Annotated in this window: 25 protein-coding genes; 14 read left to right on the forward strand and 11 right to left on the reverse strand. The window is 42.5% G+C overall.

What is annotated here, in order from left to right; translation table 11 throughout:
* Positions 1 to 152 precede the first annotated feature (152 nt).
* The 5 genes from IGJ44_RS16170 to IGJ44_RS16190 all read right to left on the reverse strand — a co-directional run bounded on the left by IGJ44_RS16170 (position 153) and on the right by IGJ44_RS16190 (position 5,054).
* Positions 153 to 836 carry an ABC transporter ATP-binding protein gene (locus tag IGJ44_RS16170; protein ID WP_010748918.1) on the reverse strand — a complete coding sequence of 228 codons (684 nt, stop codon included), beginning with the start codon at positions 834 to 836 and terminating at the stop codon, positions 153 to 155.
* Entirely contained in the window at positions 829 to 2,091 is a 1,263-nt protein-coding gene (locus IGJ44_RS16175) for a hypothetical protein (RefSeq protein ID WP_074536228.1), read from the reverse strand. The genes IGJ44_RS16170 and IGJ44_RS16175 overlap by 8 nt, the downstream gene beginning before the upstream one ends.
* The gene (locus IGJ44_RS16180; protein ID WP_010748916.1) at positions 2,081 to 3,049 is read right to left on the reverse strand and encodes an ABC transporter permease; all 969 of its coding nucleotides are present in this window, start codon (positions 3,047 to 3,049) and stop codon (positions 2,081 to 2,083) included. The genes IGJ44_RS16175 and IGJ44_RS16180 overlap by 11 nt, the downstream gene beginning before the upstream one ends.
* Before the next feature lie 129 nt (positions 3,050 to 3,178).
* Positions 3,179 to 3,607: a hypothetical protein gene (locus tag IGJ44_RS16185; protein WP_074536230.1), complete on the reverse strand. Its 429-nt coding sequence runs from the start codon at positions 3,605 to 3,607 to the stop codon at positions 3,179 to 3,181.
* Positions 3,608 to 4,157: 550 nt separating this feature from the next.
* Positions 4,158 to 5,054 (reverse strand): LysR family transcriptional regulator, encoded by an 897-nt coding sequence (locus IGJ44_RS16190; protein ID WP_430605970.1) that lies wholly within the window; start codon positions 5,052 to 5,054, stop codon positions 4,158 to 4,160.
* Positions 5,055 to 5,170: 116 nt separating this feature from the next.
* Here IGJ44_RS16190 and IGJ44_RS16195 point away from each other — a divergent pair, with 116 nt between their 5' ends.
* Together IGJ44_RS16195 and IGJ44_RS16200 are read left to right on the forward strand one after the other, a co-directional pair.
* Positions 5,171 to 6,832, forward strand: a complete 1,662-nt coding sequence (locus IGJ44_RS16195) for a malolactic enzyme (protein WP_276526192.1) — start codon at positions 5,171 to 5,173, stop codon at positions 6,830 to 6,832.
* 13 nt (positions 6,833 to 6,845) lie between these two features.
* Positions 6,846 to 8,126, forward strand: coding sequence for a 2-hydroxycarboxylate transporter family protein (locus IGJ44_RS16200; RefSeq protein ID WP_005230514.1), 1,281 nt, complete (start codon positions 6,846 to 6,848; stop codon positions 8,124 to 8,126).
* Positions 8,127 to 8,305: 179 nt separating this feature from the next.
* On the opposite strand, the gene IGJ44_RS16205 is transcribed toward IGJ44_RS16200, so the two are convergent.
* Both IGJ44_RS16205 and IGJ44_RS16210 read right to left on the reverse strand, forming a co-directional pair.
* Positions 8,306 to 9,688 (reverse strand): lytic polysaccharide monooxygenase, encoded by a 1,383-nt coding sequence (locus IGJ44_RS16205; RefSeq protein ID WP_074536235.1) that lies wholly within the window; start codon positions 9,686 to 9,688, stop codon positions 8,306 to 8,308.
* Between the two features lie 277 nt (positions 9,689 to 9,965).
* The gene (locus IGJ44_RS16210) at positions 9,966 to 11,489 is read right to left on the reverse strand and encodes a flavocytochrome c (protein WP_074536237.1); all 1,524 of its coding nucleotides are present in this window, start codon (positions 11,487 to 11,489) and stop codon (positions 9,966 to 9,968) included.
* 478 nt (positions 11,490 to 11,967) lie between these two features.
* Here IGJ44_RS16210 and IGJ44_RS16215 point away from each other — a divergent pair, with 478 nt between their 5' ends.
* Positions 11,968 to 12,387: a phosphate-starvation-inducible PsiE family protein gene (locus IGJ44_RS16215; RefSeq protein ID WP_008381850.1), complete on the forward strand. Its 420-nt coding sequence runs from the start codon at positions 11,968 to 11,970 to the stop codon at positions 12,385 to 12,387.
* A 15-nt stretch (positions 12,388 to 12,402) separates the two neighbouring features.
* On the opposite strand, the gene IGJ44_RS16220 is transcribed toward IGJ44_RS16215, so the two are convergent.
* Positions 12,403 to 14,208, reverse strand: a complete 1,806-nt coding sequence (locus IGJ44_RS16220; protein WP_430605974.1) for an ATP-binding protein — start codon at positions 14,206 to 14,208, stop codon at positions 12,403 to 12,405.
* Positions 14,209 to 14,261: 53 nt separating this feature from the next.
* Between IGJ44_RS16220 and IGJ44_RS16225 the strand changes: the two genes are divergently transcribed.
* Positions 14,262 to 14,978: a response regulator transcription factor gene (locus tag IGJ44_RS16225; RefSeq protein WP_008381846.1), complete on the forward strand. Its 717-nt coding sequence runs from the start codon at positions 14,262 to 14,264 to the stop codon at positions 14,976 to 14,978.
* Here the strand turns inward: IGJ44_RS16225 and citG are convergent.
* From citG to IGJ44_RS16240, 3 genes are all read right to left on the reverse strand, one after another.
* A complete protein-coding gene (citG, locus tag IGJ44_RS16230; protein WP_430605976.1) occupies positions 14,955 to 15,818 on the reverse strand; it encodes a triphosphoribosyl-dephospho-CoA synthase CitG in 864 nt (287 codons plus the stop codon). The two genes, IGJ44_RS16225 and citG, sit on opposite strands and share 24 nt — an antisense overlap.
* Complete coding sequence (locus tag IGJ44_RS16235; protein WP_167827244.1) at positions 15,811 to 16,506, reverse strand: GntR family transcriptional regulator; 696 nt, start codon at positions 16,504 to 16,506, stop codon at positions 15,811 to 15,813. Before IGJ44_RS16235 ends, citG begins: the two co-directional genes overlap by 8 nt.
* A 116-nt stretch (positions 16,507 to 16,622) precedes the next feature.
* Entirely contained in the window at positions 16,623 to 17,969 is a 1,347-nt protein-coding gene (locus IGJ44_RS16240) for a CitMHS family transporter (RefSeq protein WP_167827245.1), read from the reverse strand.
* A 431-nt stretch (positions 17,970 to 18,400) separates the two neighbouring features.
* Between IGJ44_RS16240 and IGJ44_RS16245 the strand changes: the two genes are divergently transcribed.
* From IGJ44_RS16245 to IGJ44_RS16290, 10 genes are read left to right on the forward strand one after another with little or no spacing between them, the layout of a single operon-like run.
* Positions 18,401 to 18,739 (forward strand): hypothetical protein, encoded by a 339-nt coding sequence (locus IGJ44_RS16245; RefSeq protein WP_240934922.1) that lies wholly within the window; start codon positions 18,401 to 18,403, stop codon positions 18,737 to 18,739.
* Positions 18,740 to 18,758: 19 nt separating this feature from the next.
* Complete coding sequence (locus IGJ44_RS16250; protein ID WP_074536244.1) at positions 18,759 to 19,172, forward strand: acetyl-CoA carboxylase biotin carboxyl carrier protein subunit; 414 nt, start codon at positions 18,759 to 18,761, stop codon at positions 19,170 to 19,172.
* 23 nt (positions 19,173 to 19,195) lie between these two features.
* Entirely contained in the window at positions 19,196 to 20,311 is a 1,116-nt protein-coding gene (locus tag IGJ44_RS16255; RefSeq protein WP_005230469.1) for a sodium ion-translocating decarboxylase subunit beta, read from the forward strand.
* A 24-nt stretch (positions 20,312 to 20,335) separates the two neighbouring features.
* The gene (locus tag IGJ44_RS16260) at positions 20,336 to 20,461 is read left to right on the forward strand and encodes an OadG-related small transporter subunit (RefSeq protein ID WP_008381833.1); all 126 of its coding nucleotides are present in this window, start codon (positions 20,336 to 20,338) and stop codon (positions 20,459 to 20,461) included.
* 12 nt (positions 20,462 to 20,473) lie between these two features.
* Complete coding sequence (gene citC / locus IGJ44_RS16265; RefSeq protein ID WP_074536246.1) at positions 20,474 to 21,469, forward strand: [citrate (pro-3S)-lyase] ligase; 996 nt, start codon at positions 20,474 to 20,476, stop codon at positions 21,467 to 21,469.
* 12 nt (positions 21,470 to 21,481) lie between these two features.
* Positions 21,482 to 21,790: a citrate lyase acyl carrier protein gene (gene citD / locus IGJ44_RS16270; RefSeq protein ID WP_074536248.1), complete on the forward strand. Its 309-nt coding sequence runs from the start codon at positions 21,482 to 21,484 to the stop codon at positions 21,788 to 21,790.
* Positions 21,778 to 22,665, forward strand: a complete 888-nt coding sequence (citE, locus tag IGJ44_RS16275) for a citrate (pro-3S)-lyase subunit beta (RefSeq protein WP_074536250.1) — start codon at positions 21,778 to 21,780, stop codon at positions 22,663 to 22,665. The genes citD and citE overlap by 13 nt, the downstream gene beginning before the upstream one ends.
* A gap of 2 nt (positions 22,666 to 22,667) precedes the next feature.
* A complete protein-coding gene (gene citF, locus IGJ44_RS16280) occupies positions 22,668 to 24,200 on the forward strand; it encodes a citrate lyase subunit alpha (RefSeq protein ID WP_074536251.1) in 1,533 nt (510 codons plus the stop codon).
* Positions 24,181 to 24,735 (forward strand): citrate lyase holo-[acyl-carrier protein] synthase, encoded by a 555-nt coding sequence (citX, locus tag IGJ44_RS16285; protein ID WP_050759624.1) that lies wholly within the window; start codon positions 24,181 to 24,183, stop codon positions 24,733 to 24,735. The genes citF and citX overlap by 20 nt, the downstream gene beginning before the upstream one ends.
* Positions 24,732 to 26,123 carry an oxaloacetate decarboxylase subunit alpha gene (locus IGJ44_RS16290; RefSeq protein ID WP_074536253.1) on the forward strand — a complete coding sequence of 464 codons (1,392 nt, stop codon included), beginning with the start codon at positions 24,732 to 24,734 and terminating at the stop codon, positions 26,121 to 26,123. Before citX ends, IGJ44_RS16290 begins: the two co-directional genes overlap by 4 nt.
* Positions 26,124 to 26,337: the final 214 nt, after the last annotated feature.

Raw genomic sequence — 26,337 nt, forward strand, 5'->3', positions numbered from 1 at the left:
TTTATGGAACGATCTCAAGCCTATTATACCGAGAGTTTACCCGCGTATCAAAAACTAAAAAGTTTCTGACCCCTTCCATTATGAATTAAATCAATTTCAAAATTCGCTGGTAATATCTCTTGCTACGGCTGATAGTAGAATTCAAAATTATTTTAGATATTTCTAAAGTCTTGAAAATTCTCTAGTTTTCTATCTTTTAACATGTATAGCTCATCGCAAATATTTGCTACGGAAGCGTCATGTGTCACCATTACAAAGCTCGTATTATTCCATTCAATTCTTTGAAAAATATCTAATACCATTAATTCTGTCTCTGAATCTAGTGAACCAGTTGGTTCATCTGCCAAAATAAGTTTTGGATCAGTAATCAGTGCTCGAGCAATTCCTACTCTTTGTTTTTCACCGCCAGATAAATAGCTAGGGTTCTCAGATAGTAAGTGTGAAATATCTAAGCGCTTTGACATAACATGAACTTTTTTCTCCACATTTTTTTTCTCCACACCTAAATATTTTAGTGGTAAAGCAATATTTTCAAAAACATTCTTACTTTCAATCATCGGATTATCTTGAAATATAAATCCAATATTCCTTAAACGATTGAAGCTTCGCTCATTCGCATTCATACTGCTTAAATTCTTTCCATCAAAAATGATAGCTCCTGTTTCTGCTTTAATCAATCCCGCAATTAGTTTTAACAATGTTGTTTTGCCACTGCCGCTTTTTCCCATGATTGCGACTTTTTGGCCTTCATTTAAAGTTAAGTTAAGATTTTCAAAAAGTTCTTTTTTATTCCGACCATCTTTTATTTGAAGTGCAACGTTTTGAATACTAATCATTTGTAATTCTCCATTTCTTAAGAATTATGGTTACTGAGAGATAAAATAATAAAAATAGTAATAACGCCAGGCATAGTAATGATATCAGAAAGCTACTGGTAACTACCCCTAAGTAATTGGTTATAATCACACTGATAATTACAACACTAGATAAAAGTAATATTTTTTCTCCAAGGAAGTACTGGCGAATTTCTTTTTTTGTAGCACCTAAAAACAAATGTAAATGGTAAACCTTTTTATCACGAAACATTTCTAAGTAAGAAAATACTATCGTTACCGCTATTAATACAACAATTGAAAAATAAGCAACTAGTTTTAGTAACCTATTGTTTTTAGTGATCGTATATAGAATAGAAGATAGATGAAATCCTGATTCTCCTATCAAATCAATTGTACCAACTTGGTAAGGCTGAGAAAGTTCATTCACGAATTTATACATTTGTTCTTGCGATAAAGAATCAGGCACCTGATAGTATCCATTAATTCCGTTTAAAAAATGTTTTTGAAAAAATGAAAAATCTTCTTTATTTAGTTGTTGGGGAGCCTTTTCGATGAAAGGAAGAATAATACGATCATCTAATACATAATCATCATACTCATTAAAAACAATTCTTTCCCCTTTTTCAACAAAACCGATTACTTTAGCTTCGAAATTCTTAAATAAATAAGAAATTTGAATTTTGTCTCCAACAGAAAAGTATTCTGAATAATTGTCTCCTAATATCACCGAAATTTTATTGTCATTGTATTGATAATCCTCTTGTGAGAACAAATTTCCTTGTGATAACCTAAGTTTAAAACGTTGAAGCACCTTATTGTTTATTTGCAGTGATTTATATGGAATTTCATCACTACTCATATTATCAATAACATTAACAATATGTTCATAGTTATCAATAAACTGAGTATCCAAATTGTTTTCCTCTAAATAGTTTATACCTTGGCTTCCAATCACTTGGTATTCTCCTATTGTGCTTCCCAATAATTCGTTATACATAGACGAGAGGTAATTTACACTCTGAAGATTTTTTAAAAAGTTCTCTTCGTCTTCTCCAATTAGATTATCAACTAACTTGAACGTTTTAGTATCTCCAGTGGAGATCCTTTTCTCTTCATTACTATTTTCTTGTGACATAACATTAGAAACTGAAAGTGTTAGAAATGAAAACAACAAAAACAAACTGTAGAAAAATAACAAATGTTTTTTTCGTTTAACAGATTCAAAAATCTCTGACAGATAATTACTAAATTTCATCAAGCTTCCTCCAATTTCTCAAGAAAAGAAGAATAAATAGGGTAGCTGCACTACATATGATAAGAAACTGAGAAGATATATAATTAGTTGTAAATGAATGTATCGAATCATAAATATATTTTTTAAAAGGAAAATATAGAATAGTTAAAACTAGAACACTCTCAACCAACCATACAGCTAATAACTGTTTTATCTCTTCTATAAGAACCGTATTTCTAGATATCCCTATAATTTTTTTTAAATAATTTGTAGATTGAGATAAAGTAAGGTAGAAAAATATACAAATTCCTACCCCTAACAAGCAGAGTATTTGAAAAGAATAGCGCAACAAATTATTATTGCCTTCTGTATTTTTCGCATTATATATTTTGGTATCATCGGAATACGTAATGGCGGAAATATCATTGATCAAATGTTTTTTTACTTTTTCCATCGCTGATTCATTTGAGTTAATTTGATAAACACCTTGAGTTTGAGTTCCTTCCAGTGAATCAATGTTAATTAAAGCCGTTTTGTTTAAATTTTTTGAATAGGATCCGTCTAATACGCCAATGACTTCGTAATTTTTTCCTTCAATATTTACATTGTTTTTATTTTTAGAAGCCAATTCTTTTCCGACAATCGCTCTGTTCTTCCCATCATAGAAATCTTCTTTAACAAAGTTTCTCCCCTCAGAAAGTGGAAGATACCAGTCGTAGTTAGTATAGATTGCTTTATAGTAAAAATTACTTTCTAAATTTTTTACAACAAGCATTTTCTTTTGATCACCTAGCAAATTTCCCCATGTTTCGGAAGATAGATTATTATTAACAATAAGACGTACTGACTCTTTAGACGTAAAATTATTGGAAACAAAGTCTAAATTACTTTGATAAAAAAAATAAAAAAAGGAAAAAGCATTTATGAGTGTTGCAATCAGAAAAATTAGATTTGTTACGAAAAAAAGTGTTCTTTTCAAAAAATTCCCTCTTTTCTCTTTCCTAATGTTAGCATAACCTTTGGCGCTTATTGAATTAATCGGCCTAAATAAATATACCCAACTTCAAGAGTTGGGTATCCTAATTCGAACATTAGATTTTTTTAGCAATCAGCTTCCCCAGTAAGTATAAGTTACTAGATCTCGAACCCCTGTTGCTTCAGCATATGAATAAGCTTGCCCGTATTTTCTTCCCGAATCTACACGTACATCTTTAAGTATAGGGGCTTTTAGCTGCACACGAGAATAGTGGTAAACATTACGCCAGTAAGTCTCAGCCCATCCAGTTTTTTGTCGGGTAGTAACATTCTTGTTCCCACTATTATGATAGAAATCTTTTGCTCTTGCTGAAATTAAAGAGTTTGCATTTGTTGGTTTGTTTCCAAACTCCCCTTCTCCTTCTATCCAGCCACCAGAAAACTCAGACGTAGCTTCTGACGCTACAGCGGAATTGGGTTGATACGCAATAATACCTAATGATACAACACCAACTAAAAATAATCCTTTGATACTTTTTTTAGCAACACTAATCATTTCCATTATTTCCTCCTTGCACATTATATTTTATTCATTATTTCATAATAAAACGATATCATATAAAAACATTAAAAGTCAATAACAAAATACAAATAAGTTTATTCAATAAATTTATAAAACACACTATTTATGAAACGATTCGGTTTAAAAATAGCATTATATATAAATTCAGCTAAATTCTATAGTTTCTTTCAGTGCTTAACTTTATGATATGTCTAACAGCTGAAATTATGGTATCTTGAGCAAAAATTGTTTTCAGGGTTTCTATTTTTTTATCTGTCGTATTTGTAGACAAGACGATCATTTTTTCTAAAAAAGAAAAATTCCTTCTGTTTGCAATAGAAGGAATAAAGTAGTATTAGATTTCTTACCAAACTCTGTAACTCCATGTATAATAATAAGTGTCAAACCAAAGTCCTCTTTTGATACTGGTAGTAGTTCTCCCTGATTCTGAAACACCATTAGTGAACCAAATACTTCTCCAAGTTAGGACGGTTACCCCTCCCCAAACGTCCATTTTTTCTCTGCCCTTACATCAAGAAATCCCCATTCCTCACCCTTCCTCCTCCCAAGACAGCTCATCCAAGATCCTAATCAACTTCTGGACTTCTTGATTCAACATCGCACTCTTTAAATAGGCATATTGAATATAAAAGATTTCCTTATCTTCAGGGACCAATGGTATTTTCACTATGCCTTCCATTTCTTGAAACACGGGAAATTCCGTCATCAAGGTAATGCCGATATTGGAACTGACCAGCTGGCCAATCGTCTGGACGTCTGAAAAATAAAAGGGGACTTCTGGCTTCTTCTTTGATTTCTCACTTAAATTCTGAAAGGCCCGCATATGGGTATAGCCTTTTTCCAATAGGATAAAGGGATATTCGGCAGCTTCTTCGAATGAGATTTCCTTTTTTTCTGCCAATGGGTTTTCTTTTGACACAAAGATAAAAAACTCTTGTTGATGCAGCAACTTCACCTGCAGATTCGGGTGGACGAGGGGATTGACACTGCCCAGCAAGCTAAAATCGATTTTTCCTGATAATAGTTTCGAAAGCAATTCATTGGATCCCCCAGATACTAAGTGGAAATTCGAAATAAAGCGGATGATCTCTTTTTCATCTAAGAGTTTTGAAAAGACTTTGGAACGAATGATTGGCGGCAAACCGATGTGGGTCCGATTGTTTTTAGCATGGTCGATGGCTCGGTCCAAGGTCACAAATTCATCTAAGATATATTGCGCATGAGCCTTCAAAATTTCCCCCTCTGTCGTCAATGAGATGGAGCGATGAGAGGCTTCTCGAGCGATCAAATCACAGCCATAATGCTCTTCCAAGCGTTTGATAGCGTAGCTGACGGTTGGTTGACTGACAGCAAATTTATGCGCCACTTGCGTAAAAGAAAGCATCTCTGCCAAAGCGTTAAAGTATTCTAAATCTCGTATGTTCATCGTCTGATTTCTCCCTTAGCCGATTCAAGCTCGCATCGGTTTTGTTATAAATAATTTTTATTATACCACCGATAGTTGACTATAATTCTGTCCGAGGATTAAAGTAGCTAATGGAAATGAACGAGTACTCAAAATATATCCATTGGAGGAACATAATGAAAGCACATGACATTTTAAATAACCCATTTTTAAACAAAGGAACCGCGTTTACGCAAGAAGAACGAAAAGAACTAGGGTTGATCGGTTTATTGCCCCCTCACGTGCAAACGATCGAAGAACAAGCAGAACAAGCCTATTTGCAATATGTCACCAAAGAATCCGACATTGAAAAACGTCACTTTTTAATGGAGATCTTTAATACCAATCGGACATTGTTCTACTATTTGTTCAACCAACATATCGTTGAATTCAATCCGATCGTCTACGATCCAACGATTGCTGATACCATTGAAAATTACAGCCGCCTATTCGTTGATCCTCAATATGCAGCATACTTAGATATCAATCATCCAGAAAACATCGAAGAAACGTTGAAAAACGCCGCTGGCGATCGGGACATTCGCTTGATCGTAGCCACAGATGCTGAAGGAATTCTTGGGATTGGTGACTGGGGTGTCCAAGGTGTCGATATTTCTGTCGGTAAATTGATGATTTATACAGCAGCTGCTGGGATCGACCCTGCTTCTGTTTTACCAATCGTGATCGATGCTGGGACCAACCGTAAAGAATTGTTAGAGGATCATTTGTATCTAGGCAATCGTCAAGAACGTGTCTACGGTGATGCTTACTACCAATTCATCGATCAATTTGTTCAAACGGCAGAATCATTGTTCCCTAAACTTTACTTGCATTGGGAAGACTTTGGCCGTTCAAATGCTGCAACGATTTTGGACAAATACAAACAATCGATTCCAACTTTCAATGATGATATCCAAGGAACGGGAATCGTTGTACTGGGCGGTATCTTCGGCGCATTAGATATTACAGGTGAAAAATTAACGGATCAAGTCTACTTATGTTATGGCGGTGGTTCCGCTGGTGCTGGGATTGCCAGTCGAGTCCATGCCGAAATGGTCAGCGAAGGTCTTTCAGAAGAAGAAGCCTACAATCATTTCTTTATGGTTGACAAACAAGGGCTTTTGTTCGATGATATGTCCGATTTGACTCCTGCACAAAAACCATTTGCCAAAAAACGGGCTGACTTTGCCAATGTTGGCGATATGACGCAATTGATCAATGTCATTAAAGTCGCAAAACCAACGATTTTGGTCGGTACTTCAACCAATGCCGGTGCCTTTACCAAAGAAGTTGTGGAAGCGATGTGTGAAAACACAGCTCGTCCAGTGATTTTCCCTATCTCTAATCCAACCAAAAAATTAGAAGCAACGGCTGAACAAGTAATCGAATGGTCTGATGGAAAAGCCTTTGTGGCAACCGGTGTCCCTTCAGGAACGATCCAATACAAAGGAGTCGACTACCAAATCGGTCAAGCAAACAACGCCTTGATCTATCCTGGTCTAGGGTTAGGTATGTTGGCTTCAGAAGCCTCTCTCTTGACCGACGAAATGATTGGTGCCGCTGCTCACTCATTAAGTGGTTTGGTTGATTTGAGCCAACCCGGTGCACCTGTTCTCCCACCATTTGAATACGTTGCGGACGTTTCTATCAAAGTGGCTGAAGCAGTTGCCAATAAAGCCAAAGAACAAGGACTAGCCCAAGCGCAAGAAACCGATATGGCAAAAGCTGTCCAAAATCTTAAATGGTATCCAACATACTAGGAAGGTCTGAAAAATGAATAAATTAAAAACGATGACGATTTCGGGAATTAGTCTTCCCTTGTATCTCTTTTTCATGGTTGTCATATTCAGTGCGATTGCCTTAGACAAGTTGCCATTAAATATGGTTGGGATCACCATTTTACTGGTTGCCTTAGGACACCTGCTGTATTTCATTGGGGAAAAACTCCCGATCATGAATTCTTATCTTGGCGGCGGGTCAGTTTTTACCCTGCTTGGTGCCACCCTTTTAGCCTCCTTCCATCTCGTACCCACGAAAGTCATTGACGCGGTCAGTGACTTCATGGGGGGCGGTTTTGGCTTTCTTGATTTCTATATTGCCGCTTTGATTTGCGGCTCGATTTTAGGGATGAACCGTAATTTGTTGGTGAAAGCTTCTACGAAATTCATTCCCGTTGCTTTGATCACTATGGTAGTAGGCTTTTTCTCCGTCGGCCTTGTCGGTATGCTGCTAGGCAATGGCTTTGCTGATTCGGTGATGTATGTATCTCTACCAATGATGTCTGGCGGGATGGGAGCGGGAATCACCCCACTTTCACAAATTTATGCCGATGGCTTGGCAAACGGCAATCAAGCTGCCATCTTTTCTCAATTAGCGCCAGCAGTTACTTTCGGGAATATTCTTGCCATTATTGGTGCTTTATTTATCGCCAAAGCTTTTGCTAAAACCAAATACAATGGCCATGGCACCTTGATTAATGCCACGAAAGAAGAATTAGAAAAACCAAAAATTACGCTTGATGCCCAACAAATCGGGGTCGGGATGCTCTTTTCCTTCTCACTGTTGGTCGTTGGTGCGATTTTAAGTGACTTTTTCCCTAAAATTCACGAGTATGCCTTTATGATCGTGATTGTCTTTATTCTGAAAGCCTTGAACATTGTCCCTAAGAAACTTGAAGATTCTGTGGTGATGTTCAACAATGTTGTGATGACGAATTTGACCCATGCGGTCTTGGCGGGGATTGGTTTGGCATTGATTGATCTGTCAACATTGGCATCTGCCTTTACTTGGCAATTTGTCGTGCTTTGCCTAACCAGTGTCGTATCTATGGGGGCTGCCAGCTGGTTCTTCGGGATGGTATTGGGGATGTACCCCGTTGAAACCGCAATTGGCGCCGGTATGATCAACAACTCCATGGGGGGAACAGGCAATATCGCTGTATTGTCTGCCTCTGATAGAATGGAAATGATTGCTTTTGCCCAAATGGCCAACCGTTTATGTGGTGCGATCGTGCTGATTTTAGGTGGGATCTTGATCCGTTTCTTCTATTCTTGATCTAAAACAAAAAAACAGGTGCTGCTGTGCATGACGCATAGCAGCACTTTTTTGCATTTATCAAACGAATTCGGCCAATTGGTTGCACGAATCAAACAAAGGTCCAATCATTTCCTCATAAAAGAGTCAAAAAGAGCAGTGCCTCCGCACTGCTCTTGCTTTACTGATTCATTCAAGGGTTACAGCTTCTTAAACAAGGTTGGTGCTTGATCAGGAGACCATGTTGTGTCCCCGTAATTTGAGTGGGTGTTGATCACGACATAGTTGCTGCCTTTATGGCTCACGTTTTCACCGCTTGTATACACTTCTGGTGAAGAGAAAGTACCTAGTTTCCACACACGGTATTCTGACTCCCCGCCTCCAGGTGTTTCCGTTTCTTCTTTGGTATTGGTTTTCACGCTCAGCTGGTTACTAAAGGCGGATTGTTCGCCCGTTTTGCTGATTGCTTTGATTTGGTAATTGTAGGTTGTATCCGCTGCTAGATTCGTGTCTTCATAGGTTGTTCCTGTGGCTGTAGCGATTTTGACGCCATTGCGGTAAACATCATATCCAGCGATCCCATTTGTATGAGTGGATGCTTGCCACATTAAGGACACGCTGCTGTCTGTCACACTCATTTGGTGTAGGTTTCCTGGTGTCGAAGGGGTTTCGACTTGATTGTCTGCTGAGGTAGTCACTTTCACTGCAGCACTTTTTTCTGAAACTAACGCCGTAAAGCCGACTGCTTCTACTTGATAGCTATAGGTCGTGTTGGCTTTTAATTGCGTGTCGGTAAAGGTTGGCTCAGTAGTCGTTGCCACTAAGGCACCATCACGATACACGTTGTATTCTTTCGCATCGGTTTGACCGTTCCATGCTAAAGCCACCGTGCTGCTAGTCACTCGTTCTGATCGGACATTTGCCGGTGCTGCTGGTTTTTCAGGAATGACTGTTGAACCAGAAACGTTAACGTCGATCACGTTATAAAAGGCATTTGGCGTATCGGCAACATCCCAGACCGCTAAAATGACATGGTAACCGAGACGATTTTCTGGAATGGTAATGGTATGGCTTGGGCTATTGCTGGCAGCCGATCCATCGTGATTCACAGTAGCGATCAATTCCAAGCTATCTCTTGAAAGTGGCGCGTTTTGATCCCATCCTGGTTTCGTGATATAGTAATGCCATTTTGTGGTCTTGTGAGGCGCTGTATAATGCCAGTTGACCCGCAATGGTCCTTGATTGATGTCTTGTTTGGTCCAACGATTGGTTCCTTGTTCATCAAGAACAAAGTCCCCGATTTGTCCGAGTCCACCATCTGCCGAAGCGATGCGACCATCTACTGGTCCTGCTTCTGGAAAGCCTTTTTTGGTTTCCAATGATTGTGGGTTTGAAATGACATTGCCATATTTTTCAAACGCAGCGCTCCACCCTAACGTATTGCGATCCAAAGACCCTTGATAGCCCCGACTGATCGGTGATTCCACATAACCATGAGCAAATACTTGTTTCCCCGTGAAGAACAAGGTCCCTCCAAGTAAGATTGCCACCCCGACCGACCATTTTACCAATGCGTTTTTCATACTCTGCCTCCTAAAATTTTTTATCATCGAATAAACCAAACTTATCAGTTTATTCCTTGATTCCGATTCAGTGAAAAGCAAACCCTCTATTTAAAAATAGTTTATTTATATATGTATGATAAACGACTAAATCATTATAAGATTATAATGACTAGTTTTCCGTCCTTTCAGTGAGAAATACAAAAAAACTTGAAACGATTCTCCTCCTAATCGCTTAAGAGGATTCGTTCCAAGTTTCTTTCTTTATATACGGTCTTTTTTAGGAAAAAACAGCCGCTTATTTCCCGTTTTCTTTCACATAGTCAGAGGATTGCGCGCCTGCTTGGCGACCAAAGACCATAATGTCGGCTACAGCATTGCCGCCGATTCGATTTTGTCCGTGGATACCGCCGGTCACTTCACCTGCTGCATACAAGCCAGTGATTGGTGTGCCATCTTCTTTCAATACTTGGGTCTTCGTATTGATTTTGACGCCGCCCATTGTGTGGTGGATCCCAGGTGCGATTTGAATCGTATAGAATGGCCCTTCCGTCAGATCATAGTCCATCGCCGTTTCACGACCGAAATCTTTGTCGGCTTTGTCTGCCACTGCTTGGTTCCATGTATCTAAGGTTTTCTTCAAGGTTGCTGGATCGACATCGATTTTTTCAGCTAAGGCTTCGATGGTGTCGGCTTCTACCACTACACCTTGTTCTTTGTAGTAATCGACTTGTTTGGCTCTGCCTGCTAACGCATTGTCAAAAATCAAGTAGGCATAGCTTTCTGGCAGATCTGTGATAGCAGCAGAAACATTGTCGCGGGTTTCTAATTCATTGTAGAAACGTTCTCCTTGTTGGTTCACCAAAATGGCGCCTTCTCCACGAACGGTTTCACTGATCAACATACCTGTATCTTGAACCACTGTTGGATGGACTTGGATTTGATCCATATCAACCGTTGCGCCGCCTAATTCTTCGATCATCTTGATGCCATCGCCTGTACTTCCTTCAGAAGTCGTGCTGACATAGCCTTTCAGATCTGGACGATATTTTTCGATCAGTTCTTTGTTGGAGCCAAAACCACCAGTAGTAACAACCACTGCATCACCAGCGATTTCTTTTTCTTCGCCATTGATTTTCACGTTGACGCCAGTGACTTTGCCGTCTGTTTCATTGATTTTTGTCACATCAGCATTTACAAATAAAGGAATTTCTTGCTCATGAATGTTTCTCAACAGGCCATCCACCAAATACGTACCGACTGCTGAACCGTCGTGAGGACGATGGATCCGTTTTACACTGGCACCGCCGCTGTAACTGATATTGTCTAAAGTGATCCCCATTGAATCCAACCAATCAATCGCTGAAGCAGAGTTGTCTACTAAATAATGCAGCAATTCTTGATCGTTGGTTCCTTTACCACCTTTAAGGGTATCTTCAAAAAATTGTTCATTCGAATCTTCAATGCCTTGGGCTTCTTGGAATTTGGTTTCTGATGCGTTCATTCCGCCAGAAGATTTCAAGGTATTTCCGCCTGCGATCGGCATTTTTTCTAAAATGACTGGATTCATTCCAGCATCTTTAGCCGACAAGGCTGCTGCCATCCCTGCACCGCCAGCACCAACGATGACGATATCATATTGATCTTTTAACTCTGCTGGATCGGTATACTCTTGTTGGGAAGCACCTGAAGTGACTTCACTTTCTGAAGAAGAGCTTGCCGCACTGCTGCTGGCTTTTGTACCGCCATCGGCACCACATGCACTAAGCAACAATAATGAGGCTGCCCCAATCACCCATTTTGACCATCCACTTTTTTTCATTTGTTTCCCTCCGTTTTTCTTGCTCTTTTCTCCTCACTGATCCCCGTCATATATGATAAGAAAAGAAGCATTTTTCTTGCGAACCCTGCTTAACTTGTTACTTTATTAACAATGGTAAACATCTTGCGATCGGACTATTTTTCTATTCGATAGCGATAAAAACATTGTTTAAGCAACGTTTCAACAGAGTTCTATTTTATTTAACCATTGTAACAAAAAAAGAAACTAAGTGTCTCGTAATAATTTGTGTATATTTTAACTATCCATTCTCATCTTTTTCTAATTTTATTGGAAAAAGATACTATATTTTCCTCGCTACTTTCTTCTATTCAAAGCTGCCACAAAGGTCCCGCTCATAGAATGACCGTTAAGTTCGCGGTCAAAAAGATATTGCCGCGATTGTTCTTTCACTGTTCTTTTCTCTTTGTCCTGCGCCTTCTTTTGTATAATAAAAGAAAAAGCAGAAATGGAGTGGCAAATGGAAAAATTGACCCGGATGTTCGAGCGAGTGATCAGTATCTGTATTGATAGCATGTTAGCGATCTTAGTCGTTGTCGTCTTGATTTTTATGGGAAAAGCGATTTTTATGATCAGCACGACGCTCTTTCCTTTAAGTGAAGCGCCCCACCTGTCCTTTTTGATTGAAGAAATTGCCACGTTATTCATTTTGTTAGAAATCATTTTGATGTTGCTGCGGTATATGAAGGACGGACACCATATTCCCGTCCGTTACTTGATTTTGATCAGTATTACTGCGATTTTGCGCGAGCTATTGTTGACGCAAGGCATGGCGAACGATGCCCTATTTTTTGCTCTAGCGATTTTTGTCTTGGTACTGGTCTTGCTAGTCCTGCAAAAAATCAATGCCTTCCAGCATGCCCAAGAAAAAGACCACTGAAACTAGCCCGTCGGATCAGTTGAGTTCAGTGGCTTTTTCGGGATCAGTTAGAGGAATACCAATATAAAAGGTGGTTCCTTTAGGCGTACTTGTAACATCGATCAACCAGTCGTTTTTTTCCACGATCGAAGAGACAGTAAAGAGTCCTAGACCAGTACCGCCAGTGGCACTCTTGGTCGTGAAGAAGCGGGTAAAGATTTTTTCTTGGATCGCTTCTGGTATGCCGGGACCGTTGTCGACGATTTCGATCAAAGCAAACTCCTGTTGTGCGGAGAAAGCTTGCTTACGAAACGGAAAGGTGGCGCTTTCTGTCGAAGTGCGACTCAATCGAATGCTGCAATCGGCATTTGCTTGGTACACATTCATCAACAAATTGTAAATAATGACTTGCAGATCGATCTTCTCGTAGACGGCATATCCTACTTCTTGGATATCATACGTAAGGGAAAAGGCTTTTGGCAACAGTGCGCGCATAGTATCGATGGCTTCTGTCAAGGTAGTAGTGATCGACTGCACAGTTTTATCGGCACTTTCGAGTTTCGAAAAACGTAGCACATTGCTGGATAACTCTTTGCCTTTTTCCGCCGCTTTGCAGACTTCTTGCAAGTCCTCCACTAAGACTTCATCGTGTTGGTTTTCCTCGATCAGCAATTGCAGATGACCAATCATTGGCGTCAAAAAGTTGTTAAGGTCATGGACGATTGAGGTCGTTAGCAAGCCAATGGTTTCCAGTTTTGATTCTTGCAAAATGTTTTTTTCGATTTCGTGCTTTTCTTTTAACAGCCGTTGTCGTTCTTTCAATGCTTGGTTTTCGACATAGGCTTGATTGCGTTTCATGTAGTTTTTGATCAGGACGGTCAATAAAATCATAATGACAAACAACAAACCCAGTAGGCCGATCAAAATCAAGTTGTCTTGTAAGAAGAGACCGCTTTGCTCCAAAAAATCGGCATTGCTAGCGACGATCAGCCGACTGTCGCCGATGGTGATCCATTGATAAGCAGCCAATTTCAGCACTTTTTGCAGTGTTTCTTCGTTCCACCAATAAGAATAATAGACGGAGGTGCCTTCTTCATTGTCGATTTGTTCTTGCTCCAAGCGCTCAAGATCGGTGAAATCCAGCTCTGGAAATTCTTTTTTGCGGCTCTCAACGATGGAAAAACCAATTTGTTCGTCCGATGGGTGCATAACGATCCGCATATCGGCGTTTTTGACCATCGTATAGCCGGAAACATTGCGATCGGTGGTAAATTCATGATGATACATGCGCTGCAGATTCAAAGGCATCACAAGAACCGCTTCTTTGTCGTCAAGGGTTAAGGACTGATACACATTTAAATAGGCCTGCTTGCCATCAAAATAGACTTGCCCATTTTGTACTTGTCGTCCTGCCAATACTTTGTCTAAGGATGGGTCTTTGAATAACAATTCTTGCACCGGCGGGTCTTCTGGTTTATTGACCGCCGTTACGGTATTTTGGGCGATGACCTGCCCCGTTTGGTCGATCAAAAACAATCCGACCATGGCATTGTTCGCGGAATTGATTACTGGTAACGTTAAGGGGCGCTGCAAATCAGCCAAGGCGGCACCTTCGAGGTGGTCATCGGCATAATTGGCAAGAGCCATGTGGTACGATTCGATACTACGGCTGATCAGCTTGATCGCCGCTTGGTTGACCGTTTCTAACTGCCGCAACCCGACGGTTTCAGCTTGTCTTTGTGCGCTTTTATAACTTGTAAAGGTAAAAATAAGTCCAATCAGTGTAATGAATAAGGTAGCGACCACACTTAAATACAGCCAAAACTTTGATGGCGGTTTCATTGTAAACCCCTTTCATATTTACTATAATACTATTGATACAGGAGGCGGATATTTTGCGAGATGAAAAAATTTTAATCGTTGATGATGACCCTGCCATTCGGCGGCTGATTTGGAAATCTTTACAGTCGACGGGTATTTTGATCTACCAGACCGATTCCGTTGAAAAAACGATTGCGATCAACTCTCGTGTCAGCTTTGATCTTTTTTTACTGGATATAAGTTTAGAGCATGAAAATGACGGCTATCATTTGGCACAACTGATTCGAGAAGAAAACCCCACGGTGCCGATCGTCTTTTTGAGCGGTAAAAGTGACGAAAAAGATATGATCAACGGCTATGAGATTGGCGCTGATCACTACATTACGAAGCCTTTTTCACCGGCACTCTTAAAAGCACAAATCGTTTCGATTCTTGATCGCCGCAACGTGCTGCGAGAAAAAGGGATCGCCAAACCGGAAGGAGATCTGTGCAGCGGCATGTTTCGTTTTGACCAAAAACGCTATCAGTTTTTCAAAAATGATCAGCCCATCAAGTTGTCTTCAAAAGAAATCATGCTGATGCGCTTTTTCATGGAAAATCCGGATCAAGTGTTCTCGAAAGAACAGATTTACAGCAATGTTTGGCAAGATGGCCAATTCGATGCCAATACCGTGATGGTTTTTATCAATCATCTGCGAAACAAAATTGAAGATGAGCCGAAGCAAGCCCGTTTTTTGAAAACCGTTTGGGGGATCGGCTATACCTTTTTACCAGAAGGAGACGCCTTCTAGCTGCAAGAAATAAAGCGCCAATGCTAAAAGATCCGCCGAGCCGCCGGGACTCAAATGGCGTGCGATCAATACTTGATCATAGATCGTTAATTCACGAAGCAAGTCTGTCTCTGACAGATTGGCTTGGTGAATTTTTTGCATCTCCTGCTGTACCGTCTTCATCGCCTCGTAACCTCCTCGATGGACGAGATTGCTGTCTTCGGTTTCACTCATTAGATAGACCAACCCGCGCAACAAGGAAACGGAGGTTTTTTGCGGTTGCTGCCGTAAGTACTCCAGCAGTTTTTTGACCGTTGGATACCCAGCTGCAGCTTCTCCACGAATCCCCATAGTGCCGTAGGTCAAATAACTTTTTTCCCCGTAAGACAATTGGTCTTTGTGAGTGATTTGCTGCAGGTCTTGCTTGACCAAATGCTGGCAGATATCAGCGGCAAGCTGCAGGATCTGATTGGTATCTTCAGCCGTCAGCTCCGCCTTGCCATTTTGTTGATAATAGACTCCTGTCGCCCCCAACAAAACTGCAAAGGAAAAATTTGCCCCTTTGTGGGTATTGATGCCTTTGGTTGCCCGAAGCATCGCTTCTTCTGCTTCTTGACCGATCCCTCGTAACTGGTCAAATAGCTGGATCAGCGAGCCTGTATGGGCAAAGCCCGCTTGGCTATAGCGCTGAAAAAACGGTGCCAAACATGTGATACTGTTGATAAAGGTAAACACATTCATGTCCTGATGCGCACCAGAGGAGCAAGGATCTACTAAACCAGGCTTGGGTGCTAACGCTACCTCATAATGCAGCGCATTGACTGCATAGCTGCTGGCGGTAAAAAGACGGGAATCAGTCAATTTTTCTTCGCTCCATTTCAGCAAGAATAAATTGCAGGGAGTGATCCAAATGTTCATGGGTCAACAACGTGATCTGTTCCGTGTCATTGGTTCTCATGCCGCGATAAATCAGCCAATGTTCCGCCAATGCCGCATCCCTTCTTCTAGAAGAGCGAATCGCAATGTCACGAAAATACACGAGGTACGCTTGCAGATCCAGCACGATACTTTTTAACCGCAGCATTTGACTTTTTTCGTAAATAAACGCATTGAAGTCAGAAAAGTTTTTCAAGACCCCATCCACATCATCCTCACGATTCAGCTGTTCGCCATGTTCTAACAAGCAGCGCATCTCCTGGAAATCTTCCTCAGTCATCAAGTCCATCGCTTTGATGGTCGCTAACGTATCCAATGATTTGCGGATATCGTAAATCTCATAAGCATCTTTGATACTGATCCCTTTTACGACGATGCCGATTTTGGGCACATGCTCCACGAGTTTTTCAGCCACCAGCTGAGTCATGGCGTAACGAATCGGGGTACGGCTGATATTTAGCGTATCGGAAAATTCTTTCTCATTGATGCGAGAGCCTGCGGGAATGTCTCCTAAAATGATGGTTTTTTTGAACGCTTCATAGATCAAATCTTTTAATGGTTTATTTTTGGTCAGATCCAGATTTCTATTTACTGCATCAATAATTGGATTCATGATTTACTCCTATCATACTAAAAACAAATGAGATTTTTGGGAAAAAAAAGATATATCGATAAACAAGGAAAACTACCGAGCAAAATGGCAGCCTGCTCGATAGTTTTTTTATGAAGTTACTGTGGAATATAAAACGGCATATGACCTAATAGTACGATCGTAACGACAAAGATCACGAAAATCCCCAGTGCATATTTCGCCGCTTCTTTTTGCCATTGCCCCATATCTAAGCCAGTCAAGCGCAATAGCAAGTAGATGAAGGCAACCAATGGACTTAACAAGTGGAACGCTTGGCCCATTAAGGACGCCAAGGCCATCTGCATATTGGTGAAGCCATACGAACGACCCGCTTCTGCTAAGACCGGTAGAACCCCAAAGTAAAACCCATCATTGGAAATAAAGAAGGTCCCAGGTGCAGAGATCAGGGCGATAACTATGCCCCAGAAACCAGCCAATTGTTTAGGGATGATTTGCGTGAAGCTATTCGCCAAAGCCGTTGCCATCCCTGAGCCTTGGAACAAGCCCATGAAGACGCCTGCTGCAAAAACTAAAATTACGACTTGCACAGCGTCGCCGCCGTTGGCACCGATTCGTGACGATTGATCTTTCAAAATTGGGTAGTTGACCATCAATGCGATACAAGTACCTACAAGGAATAACAAGATTGGTGGTAAAGCGATACTAGAGATAAAGGAACTTGCTACTAACCAGCCAATCAAGACGATTGTTAAGATACCGTTGAAGACAAAGTTTTTCGGACGGCGGATCGCTAATGTATCAGGATCAGTCACAGTTGTCATTTCTAAAATCTCATCATTCGTCAGCTCGGTAACCCCTAAACGTTTCCGTTCTTGGATCCCCATTCTGCGAGCTACAAAGAAAACCACATAGAGCAGAGACAAGATCATTCCTGGCAGCAGATAAGAAAGAATATCCGCATCGACTTCCAGCACGGCCATTGCCCGAGCAGTTGGTCCGCCCCATGGCAACAAGTTCATGATGGTATTTTGCAAAATGATCAAGACACCAAGGTTCATCATTTTCATATTCAACTTCTTATAGATGGGAATAAACGCAGAACAACAGATCAAGGTCGTGGTCGTTCCATCACCGTTCAAAGAGACTGCAGCGGCAACGACTGCCGTTGCCATCAAGACTTTCATCGGATCGCCTTTAGCAAAATAAATCATTTTTTTCGTGATTGGATCAAACAATCCCGCATCCAACATAATGGAAAAGTACAAAATTGCAAACAGCAACATGATCCCTGTGTTGGCTGTGGTGGAGATTCCTTCAAGGACAAAATCACCGATATTGCCTTTTTCTGAAACACCAGCAACCATCGCAACGAGGGTAAATAGTAATGGGATAATTACTAAGGATGTAAAGGGTGACATTTTTTTCTTCATGATGACGAACATGAAGACAATAATCATAGCATAGGATAAAATCGTTAAGAACATTTTCTTCTTCCTTTCATGCATCGAAATGTGTAAGCGTTATCAAAAAACATTTTAAAAAAATTACAGGCCCGTAATTTGTTAGCGACAAGCGTCACTAGTTTGTGAATCTTTTTCTTTTCTTAAAGGAAATAATGTTATTGAATGCTTTACACGTCTAAGAATAAACAATCAAGAAATAGAAAAAAAGACCCGTTTAAAAAAAGAACAGCAAAAAAACAATTTCTCTTTTCAAATCTTATTTTTCGTTTAAAAAGTTCTTAACAGAATATTAACGCAAGGAAAACATTGATAAATCAACGTTTATCGATGTTTTTTGCTCTTTTTTAAAAAAAGGAACACTGAAAAAACAATTTTTAGCCGAAATAAATCTCGCTGATTGAACGGGAGTTTCTATAATGAAAGGGAACGAATCATTGAGAAAGGAGAAACCCATGAATCTTATTAAAAGATTGTTCAAAAAAACGCATGATGAACCTGATGCGCCTGTCAGCTCCCCTTTGAAGCCACAGGAAATGATAACGGATCCACCCGCGTCTGATTGGCAAGAAGTGTCAAGCTATCAGCCAGCGCCTGCAGAAGATTATCCATTAGTCAGTCTGATAGCCGCCGCACTAGGGGCTGAATGTTACCCTGAAAGTCAGTTTGTCATTCGAAGAATTGAGAAACGCAATCCTGAATTTAAGCGAGTCGCCCTGATTGCTGCCAGTATTGCCGCAGGAGAGCTGCCTGATTCTCAGTTCACAATCAAAAAAATAGCCAAAAAAAAATGAAAACAAGTGAGGGAAAAACATGTTACGTAAATTTAAAATAGCGATCGATGGGCAAGAATACCTTGTCGAAATGGAAGAAATCGGTGCGCCGCAACCTACCGCTCCTGCCCCAGCAGTGCCAACACCGGCTCCTGCAGCGGTACCTGCTCAACCAGAGGCAGTCAGCACACCAGAACAAGAAGTAGCACCGCAGCCAGCGCCAGCTACGCTTCCTGCTGATGGCGAGCCGATTCATTCTCCGATGCCGGGAACGATTTTACGTCTCTTGGTCAATGTAGGTGATACTGTACAAGAAAATCAGTCGTTGATGATTTTAGAAGCCATGAAGATGGAAAATGAGATCGTGGCACCAAAAGCAGGAACCGTGGTTGCGATTGCAGTCAATGCGGGCGACATGGTCAACCCAGGAGAACTGCTGATTACGATCGGCTAATTTATTGAAAAGGAAGTGACGTAGTGGAAACGTTAATTGAAGGTGTAGTCGGGTTAGGATCGGAGCCGGGACGGATCGTTATGATGTTCATCGGTGGTCTATTAATGTATTTGGGGATCAAGAAAGAATATGAACCGACCTTATTAGTACCCATGGGATTGGGCACGTTGTTAGTGAACTTCCCGAACTCAGGTGTGTTAAGTGCTGGCGGAGAAGCTGGCCCGTTCCAAGTATTATTTGATATGGGGATCTCAACTGAATTGTTCCCCTTGCTTTTGTTTATCGGGATTGGCGCCATGATCGATTTTGGTCCCTTGCTGCAAAATCCATTTCTTTTGTTGTTTGGCGCTGCTGCGCAATTCGGGATCTTCTTTACGATCATCGTTGCCGTGTTGCTTGGTTTTGATTTAAACGACGCAGCTTCCATCGGGATCATCGGCGCTGCTGACGGTCCGACTTCGATTTTTGTCGCAAATACGCTGAACTCGAAATATATGGGTGCGATCATGGTAGCAGCTTACTCTTACATGGCGCTAGTACCGATCATTCAACCGGTTGCCATCAAAGCAGTGACGACCAAGCATGAACGAAAAATTCGTATGTCGTATCGTGCCGGCGAAGTTTCGCAAACGGCCAAAATTTTGTTCCCGATCGTGATCTCGATCGTAGCAGGGTTGATTGCGCCTGTTTCATTGCCATTGGTCGGATTTTTGATGTTCGGGAATCTCTTGCGGGAATGTGGTGTCTTGGATCGTTTGTCCATCACTGCTCAAAACGAACTAGTGAATATCATTAGTATCCTCCTAGGTTTATCAATTTCTGTGAAAATGCAATATGAAGAATTCTTACAAGTCGATACATTGATGGTTATTGGTTTAGGGCTGGTTGCCTTCATTATGGACTCCGTCGGCGGCGTGTTGTTTGCGAAAGTGCTGAACTTGTTCCGTAAAGAAAAAATCAATCCAATGATCGGTGCCGCTGGTATCTCTGCGTTTCCAATGTCTAGTCGGGTCATCCAAAAAATGGCGACAGATGAAGATCCGCAAAACTTTATTTTGATGCATGCAGCCGGTGCCAACGTTTCAGGACAGATTGCTTCGGTCATCGCCGGTGGCTTACTGCTGGCACTGATTGCTTAGGTCACTAGAAAGGAGAGGAAAACTATGAGTCAAGATTTACTGACTTCATTTGAATTGTTGTTATTCGGTTGGGGCGGCGTCTTTGTCGTGATCCTGATCATCTACTTCGCATCCTTGCTTTTGTCGAAGCTCTTCCCAGTAAAAAAATAAAGAAGGCATTGTATGTATACCCTAAAAAGAATCTGGCTGCAAAAAGATCCAGAAGTCTTTTTGCAATGGCAAAAATTGATCACCCTTGCTGGCTTAGCCGTCGGTGAAGAAGTAGCCTATACCGTTGGCATTTTTGACCAGCAAACCTTGATTGCTACTGCTTCTTGCTATGCCAATATCATCAAGTATGTGGTGGTCTGTGAAAAAAGACGCTCCGAACAGCTGTTGACGCAATTGATTTCACACCTTAGCGATCATATCAAAGACGAAGGCTTCACCAAGTCCTTCGTCTATACAGCACCGAAAAACCGCCTGTTTTTTGAATCCCTCGGGTTTCGTGAAGTGCTGGCAGCACAAGACATCTTGTTCATGGAACAAGGCGTTCCTTCTTTTGAAAGCTATGCCCAACAGCTGCAACGGCAGCGAATTGGACAAAACAACGGCGCGATCGTCATGAACGCTAATCCTTTTACTAAAGGACATTTGTACTTAGTCGAAACGGCTGCGAGTCAAAAAGAACAGGTTTATGTGTTCGTTTTATCAGAAGACCGCTCGCAATTTTCTGCCAGCGAACGGCTGCAGATGGTGACGGATGGTGTGGCTCATCTGCCAAATGTAACGGTGCTGACGACCAACAACTATCTCGTCTCTTCGGCGGTCTTTCCCAGTTATTTCTTGAAAGAGCAAGCACCTGAGGCGATCGCCAAAAAACAAGCCGCCTTTGATGCAACCCTCTTCAAAGAAAAAATTGCCCCGCTGTTGGCGATCACTACGCGTTTTGTAGGCTCAGAGCCTTACTCGCCCGTGACCCAACTCTACAACGAGGCAATGGCTGCCGTTTTTTCACCCGAGCTTGAACTGATCGTGATCGACCGTCTGAAGATCAACCAATCAACCGTTTCGGCTACAAACGTTCGGAAAGCGATTGCAGAAAAAGATTTACTTTCTTTGCAGCAATTTTTACCAGAAACAACGTTCTCATTTTTAATGCAGCATAACTATATTTAGAGGTGATAATAAGTGGAAATCAAAAAAAGTGCGGTTGCTGGCTCTGTTGAATCCAGTGATATCTTGATCGCGATCGAGCCTACCACAACCCAAACCATCGAGCTGACCCTCGATAGCAGTGTCGAAAAACAATTCGGCAAACAAATTCGCGCCGTCATCCTTGAGACGCTGAACCATCTAGGCGTGACACAGACCAAAATCACCGCCACCGATAAAGGCGCATTGGACTGTACCATCAAAGCCCGAACTCTGACCGCCGTTCATCGGGCCGCCGAACAAGAACAGTATGCTTGGAAGGAGATCGACACATGGAACGTTTAAGAAGAACGATGATGTTTGTACCAGGAGCCAATGCTGCCATGCTACGAGATGCACCATTGTATGGCGCCGATTCCGTTATGTTTGATTTAGAAGATGCGGTCTCCTTGAATGAAAAAGACTCCGCTCGGACACTGGTGCATTTTGCCTTAAAAACCTTTGACTATTCTGCCATCGAAACCGTCGTACGCATCAACGGCCTCGACACGGTGGGTGCCCTTGATATCGAAGCGATGGTCCTAGCGGGGGTCAACGTCATTCGTCTACCGAAAACCGAAACCGCCCAAGACATCATTGACGTTGCCGCTGTGATCACACAAGTAGAAGAAGAAAACGATCTGCCTGTAGGAACCACCAAAATGATGGCTGCCATCGAGTCTGCCGAAGGCGTTTTAAATGCCCGAGACATCGCTAAAGCTTCCGACCGTTTGATCGGGATCGCTTTAGGGGCAGAAGATTATGTCACCAATATGAAGACTCGTCGCTACCCAGATGGGCAAGAATTGTTGTTTGCCCGCAGTATGATTTTGCATGCAGCTAGAGCTGCAGGGATCGCCGCCATCGATACCGTCTTTTCTGATATCAATGACACCGATGGCTTTATTGCTGAAACGACTCGCATCAAGCAGCTTGGTTTTGACGGAAAATCAGTGATCAATCCACGGCAGATTCCCCTAGTCAATGGGATCTATGCGCCTTCAAAAGCCGAGATCCAACAGGCCAAAGAAGTGATCTGGGCCATTCGCGAAGCCGAAAGCAAAGGCTCTGGTGTGATCTCCTTGAATGGCAAAATGGTCGATAAGCCAATCGTTGAGCGAGCGGAACGCGTGATCGCCCTTGCCAAAGCAGCGAAATTGATTACCGAGGAGGAAGTGTAATTATGGTGTTAAACAAAGCAGGAAAAGACATCCCTGAATGCTATGCCAACCAATACGGGGTCTTTGAAAATGAAACGGCCAATATCCATGCCTACAAAGAAGCGAGTCGCAAGATCGAGCCAGTCCTGCCAGGCAAAAGTAAGGTCTTAGGCAGTATCCGTGAAGCCATTGAAAAAACAGGGCTAACGGACGGCATGACGATCTCCTTCCACCATCATTTTCGCGAAGGGGACTTTATCATGAATCTCGTTTTGGACGAGATCGCAAAAATGGGTATCAAGAATCTTGCGATTGCCCCTAGTTCCATCGCCAATGTCCATGAACCATTGATCGGACATATCAAATCTGGGGTCGTGACCAATATCACCTCCAGCGGTCTGCGGGACAAAGTCGGTGCCGCAATCTCCGAAGGCATTATGGATGCCCCAGTCATTATCCGTTCTCATGGCGGTCGGGCTCGTGCGATTGCCGCCGGCGATATCCACATCGATGTCGCTTTCTTAGGAGCGCCTAGCTCAGATGCGTATGGCAATGCCAATGGTACCGTCGGAAAAGCAACTTGCGGCTCATTGGGCTATGCGATGGTCGATGCAAAATACGCCGACCAAGTCGTGATCATCACCGACACCCTTGTGCCGTTTCCAAATACCCCAATCAGCATTCCCCAAACGGATGTCGATTATGTCGTGGAAGTCGATGCCATCGGTGATCCTGCAGGGATCGCAAAAGGTGCGACCCGCTTTACCAAAAATCCAAAAGAATTGCTGATTGCTGAGTATGCAGCCAAGGTCATTACCAGCTCGCCTTACTACCAACAAGGCTTCTCCTTCCAAACTGGAACTGGCGGTGCCGCATTAGCCGTTTCTCGTTTTTTACGCGAAGCAATGATCAAAGATGAGATCAAAGCCAGCTTTGCCCTCGGCGGCATTACCAATGCCATGGTGGAACTGTTAGAAGAAGGATTAGTGGAAAAACTGATCGATGTCCAAGACTTCGATCACCCTTCCGCACAATCGCTAGGAAAAAACGCCAATCATTACGAGATCGATGCCAATATGTATGCCTCACCATTAAGCAAAGGGGCGTTTATCAATCAATTGGATACCGCCATTCTTTCCGCACTGGAAGTTGATACGAATTTCAACATCAATGTCATCACCGGTTCTGACGGTGTGATCCGCGGTGCTTCTGGCGGCCACTCAGATACTAGTATGGCGTGCAAAATGAGTTTAGTGATCGCTCCTCTCGTGCGGGGACGGATCCCAACGATCGTCGATACCGTCAACACGATCGTCACGCCAGGCGCCAGCATTGATGTCGTCGTCACAGAAATCGGGATCGCCATCAATCCTGCTCGCGAAGACCTGATCAGCCATTTTGAAGCATTGGATATTCCCCAATACACCATTGAAGAATTAAAAGAAAAAGCCTACAGTATCGTGGGTCAACCCGAACCCATCAAGTACGGGGAAAAAACCGTCGCTTTGATCGAATACCGCGATGGCACGATCATTGATGTGGTCAAAAATGTCTGATGCCCTATTTTCAGGAACCCCTGTGACGCTAACCGACATGCTGCAGGCGCGAGAAAATAGAAGCTCCCTTCAACGGGAGCTTCTCGCTGCGGATGAAAAAGCGGCATTGCTTGTTGCCACCATGAATATTCCTGGTCCCGTGAAAAATTCTGCCTCATTGACCGCCGTTTTTGAAGAACTCATTACGGAAATCGAAGAGGTCGTCAAGGAACTGATTCCACTGGCAAACCTCTACCGCAGTTTGGAGACCGGACCAGAATATTATCTCGTACTGCCCACAGATCCTTATGAACTAAAACGAATGATGGTTCAAATTGAGACCAATCATCCTTACGGCCGGTTGGTGGATCTGGATGTCTTAACCAAAACTCAAGACCAGCTTTTACCTATCAGCCGCACCGAAATTGGACTGCCTGCAAGAAGCTGCTACGTCTGTGAACAAGACGCCAAAGTTTGTGGCCGTTCTAGAACTCATAGCGTGGCAGACATGCAGCGGCAGATCCGTAAAATCATTCAGGAAAGAGTGAAAGAATGAAAAAAATCCAATTTACCGAAACCGTCTTGCGGGACGGCCAACAAAGTCTGATCGCTACACGAATGCCTACCAGCGATATGCTGCCGATTTTAAAAACCATGGATCAAGCAGGCTATCATGCCCTTGAAATGTGGGGCGGCGCAACCTTCGATGCTTGTTTGCGTTTTTTAAATGAAGACCCATGGGAAAGATTGCGGGCGATCCGCAAAGAAGTGAAAAAGACCAAACTGCAAATGCTCTTACGGGGACAAAATCTCTTAGGCTACAAAAACTATGCCGATGACGTCGTTGCTGACTTTGTGACCAAATCGGTCGAAAACGGCATCGACATTCTTCGTTTGTTTGATGCCTTAAATGATGTCCGCAATTTGGAAACTGCCATCCGTGCCACAAAAGCAGCGGGTGGACACTGTCAAACGGCGATCTCTTATACTACTAGCCAGATCCATACCGTGGATTACTTCGTTGACCTTGCCAACAAAATGGCAGACCTCGGCGCAGATTCTATCTGTATCAAAGATATGGCAGGCGTTTTGACGCCGCAGACCGGCTACGAGTTGGTCAGCCGAATCAAAGACGCGGTCGATCTGCCGCTGGAAGTCCATACCCATGCCACCAGCGGCATTGCTGAGATGACTTACTTGAAAGTTGCGGAAGCTGGCGCAGACATCATTGATACTGCCATCTCCTCTTTTGCTGGCGGCACCAGTCAGCCAGCGACCGAATCTGTGGCGATCGCCTTAGAAGATTGCGGCTTTGCTACGGGACTTGATTTGCAGAAAGTCGCTGAGATTGCAGAACATTTCAATCCCGTTCGTGATCGCTTCCGTGAAGAAGGGCTGCTGAATCCGAAAGTCAAAGACATCGAACCCAAAACCTTGATCTATCAAGTACCTGGCGGCATGTTGTCGAACCTACTCAGCCAATTGACGGAACAAGGATTGCAAGACAAGTATGAAGAAGTCCTAGCAGAGGTACCAAAAGTCAGAGCGGACTTGGGTTATCCACCGCTAGTGACCCCATTGTCGCAAATGGTCGGCACTCAAGCCTTGATGAATGTAATTTCAGGAGAACGCTACAAACTTGTCCCAAGTGAGATCAAAGATTACGTCAAAGGACTTTATGGACAATCGCCAGCACCCATCAGCGACGAAATCAAAGAAACAATTATCGGAGATGCTGAAGTGATCACTGCCAGACCAGCTGATCTACTGGCACCGCAATTGCCAGCCTTCAAGGAAGAAATCGCTGAGTATGCCAAAAGCGAAGAAGACGTGCTGATGTACGCCCTCTTCCCTCAGCAAGCCCAAGACTTTTTAGGCCGACGAGAAGATCCCTTTTATGATGTCCCCGTACAGACCGTGTCTGTGAGGATTGCGGTGGATTAAGGTACCGTTCCAGCTTCCGACTGCCTTTAACTAAAAATCTAAAAAAGAGGAACAGCGAAAAACTGTTCCTCTTTTTTAGGCAATTAATGTTATTTTTTATTAATCCTATCTGCTTATCATTAACAAGCTTTGGCTGGTTGCTTTGTAGTGTGTGGCACCCTTTCCGCATACCTAACTTTTTTACTAGCGCTAGCTGCTTTGTTGGCTGCAATCG

Origin of the sequence: Enterococcus sp. DIV1368d (genome assembly GCF_050542975.1) — a bacterium.
GTDB lineage: Bacteria > Bacillota > Bacilli > Lactobacillales > Enterococcaceae > Enterococcus_D > Enterococcus_D casseliflavus.

Excerpts from the sequence above, each read along its gene's own strand:
- IGJ44_RS16170 (WP_010748918.1), bottom strand. The coding sequence starts at position 836 with ATGATTAGTATTCAAAACGTTGCACTTCAAATAAAAGATGGTCGGAAT.
- IGJ44_RS16175 (WP_074536228.1), bottom strand. The coding sequence starts at position 2,091 with ATGAAATTTAGTAATTATCTGTCAGAGATTTTTGAATCTGTTAAACGA.
- IGJ44_RS16185 (WP_074536230.1), bottom strand. The coding sequence starts at position 3,607 with ATGGAAATGATTAGTGTTGCTAAAAAAAGTATCAAAGGATTATTTTTA.
- IGJ44_RS16190 (WP_430605970.1), bottom strand. The coding sequence starts at position 5,054 with ATGAACATACGAGATTTAGAATACTTTAACGCTTTGGCAGAGATGCTT.
- IGJ44_RS16195 (WP_276526192.1), top strand. The coding sequence starts at position 5,171 with ATGAACGAGTACTCAAAATATATCCATTGGAGGAACATAATGAAAGCA.
- IGJ44_RS16200 (WP_005230514.1), top strand. The coding sequence starts at position 6,846 with ATGAATAAATTAAAAACGATGACGATTTCGGGAATTAGTCTTCCCTTG.
- IGJ44_RS16205 (WP_074536235.1), bottom strand. The coding sequence starts at position 9,688 with ATGAAAAACGCATTGGTAAAATGGTCGGTCGGGGTGGCAATCTTACTT.
- IGJ44_RS16210 (WP_074536237.1), bottom strand. The coding sequence starts at position 11,489 with ATGAAAAAAAGTGGATGGTCAAAATGGGTGATTGGGGCAGCCTCATTA.
- IGJ44_RS16215 (WP_008381850.1), top strand. The coding sequence starts at position 11,968 with ATGGAAAAATTGACCCGGATGTTCGAGCGAGTGATCAGTATCTGTATT.
- IGJ44_RS16220 (WP_430605974.1), bottom strand. The coding sequence starts at position 14,208 with ATGAAACCGCCATCAAAGTTTTGGCTGTATTTAAGTGTGGTCGCTACC.
- IGJ44_RS16235 (WP_167827244.1), bottom strand. The coding sequence starts at position 16,506 with ATGAATCCAATTATTGATGCAGTAAATAGAAATCTGGATCTGACCAAA.
- IGJ44_RS16240 (WP_167827245.1), bottom strand. The coding sequence starts at position 17,969 with ATGTTCTTAACGATTTTATCCTATGCTATGATTATTGTCTTCATGTTC.
- IGJ44_RS16245 (WP_240934922.1), top strand. The coding sequence starts at position 18,401 with ATGAATCTTATTAAAAGATTGTTCAAAAAAACGCATGATGAACCTGAT.
- IGJ44_RS16250 (WP_074536244.1), top strand. The coding sequence starts at position 18,759 with ATGTTACGTAAATTTAAAATAGCGATCGATGGGCAAGAATACCTTGTC.
- IGJ44_RS16260 (WP_008381833.1), top strand. The coding sequence starts at position 20,336 with ATGAGTCAAGATTTACTGACTTCATTTGAATTGTTGTTATTCGGTTGG.
- citC (WP_074536246.1), top strand. The coding sequence starts at position 20,474 with ATGTATACCCTAAAAAGAATCTGGCTGCAAAAAGATCCAGAAGTCTTT.
- citE (WP_074536250.1), top strand. The coding sequence starts at position 21,778 with ATGGAACGTTTAAGAAGAACGATGATGTTTGTACCAGGAGCCAATGCT.
- citF (WP_074536251.1), top strand. The coding sequence starts at position 22,668 with ATGGTGTTAAACAAAGCAGGAAAAGACATCCCTGAATGCTATGCCAAC.
- citX (WP_050759624.1), top strand. The coding sequence starts at position 24,181 with ATGTGGTCAAAAATGTCTGATGCCCTATTTTCAGGAACCCCTGTGACG.
- IGJ44_RS16290 (WP_074536253.1), top strand. The coding sequence starts at position 24,732 with ATGAAAAAAATCCAATTTACCGAAACCGTCTTGCGGGACGGCCAACAA.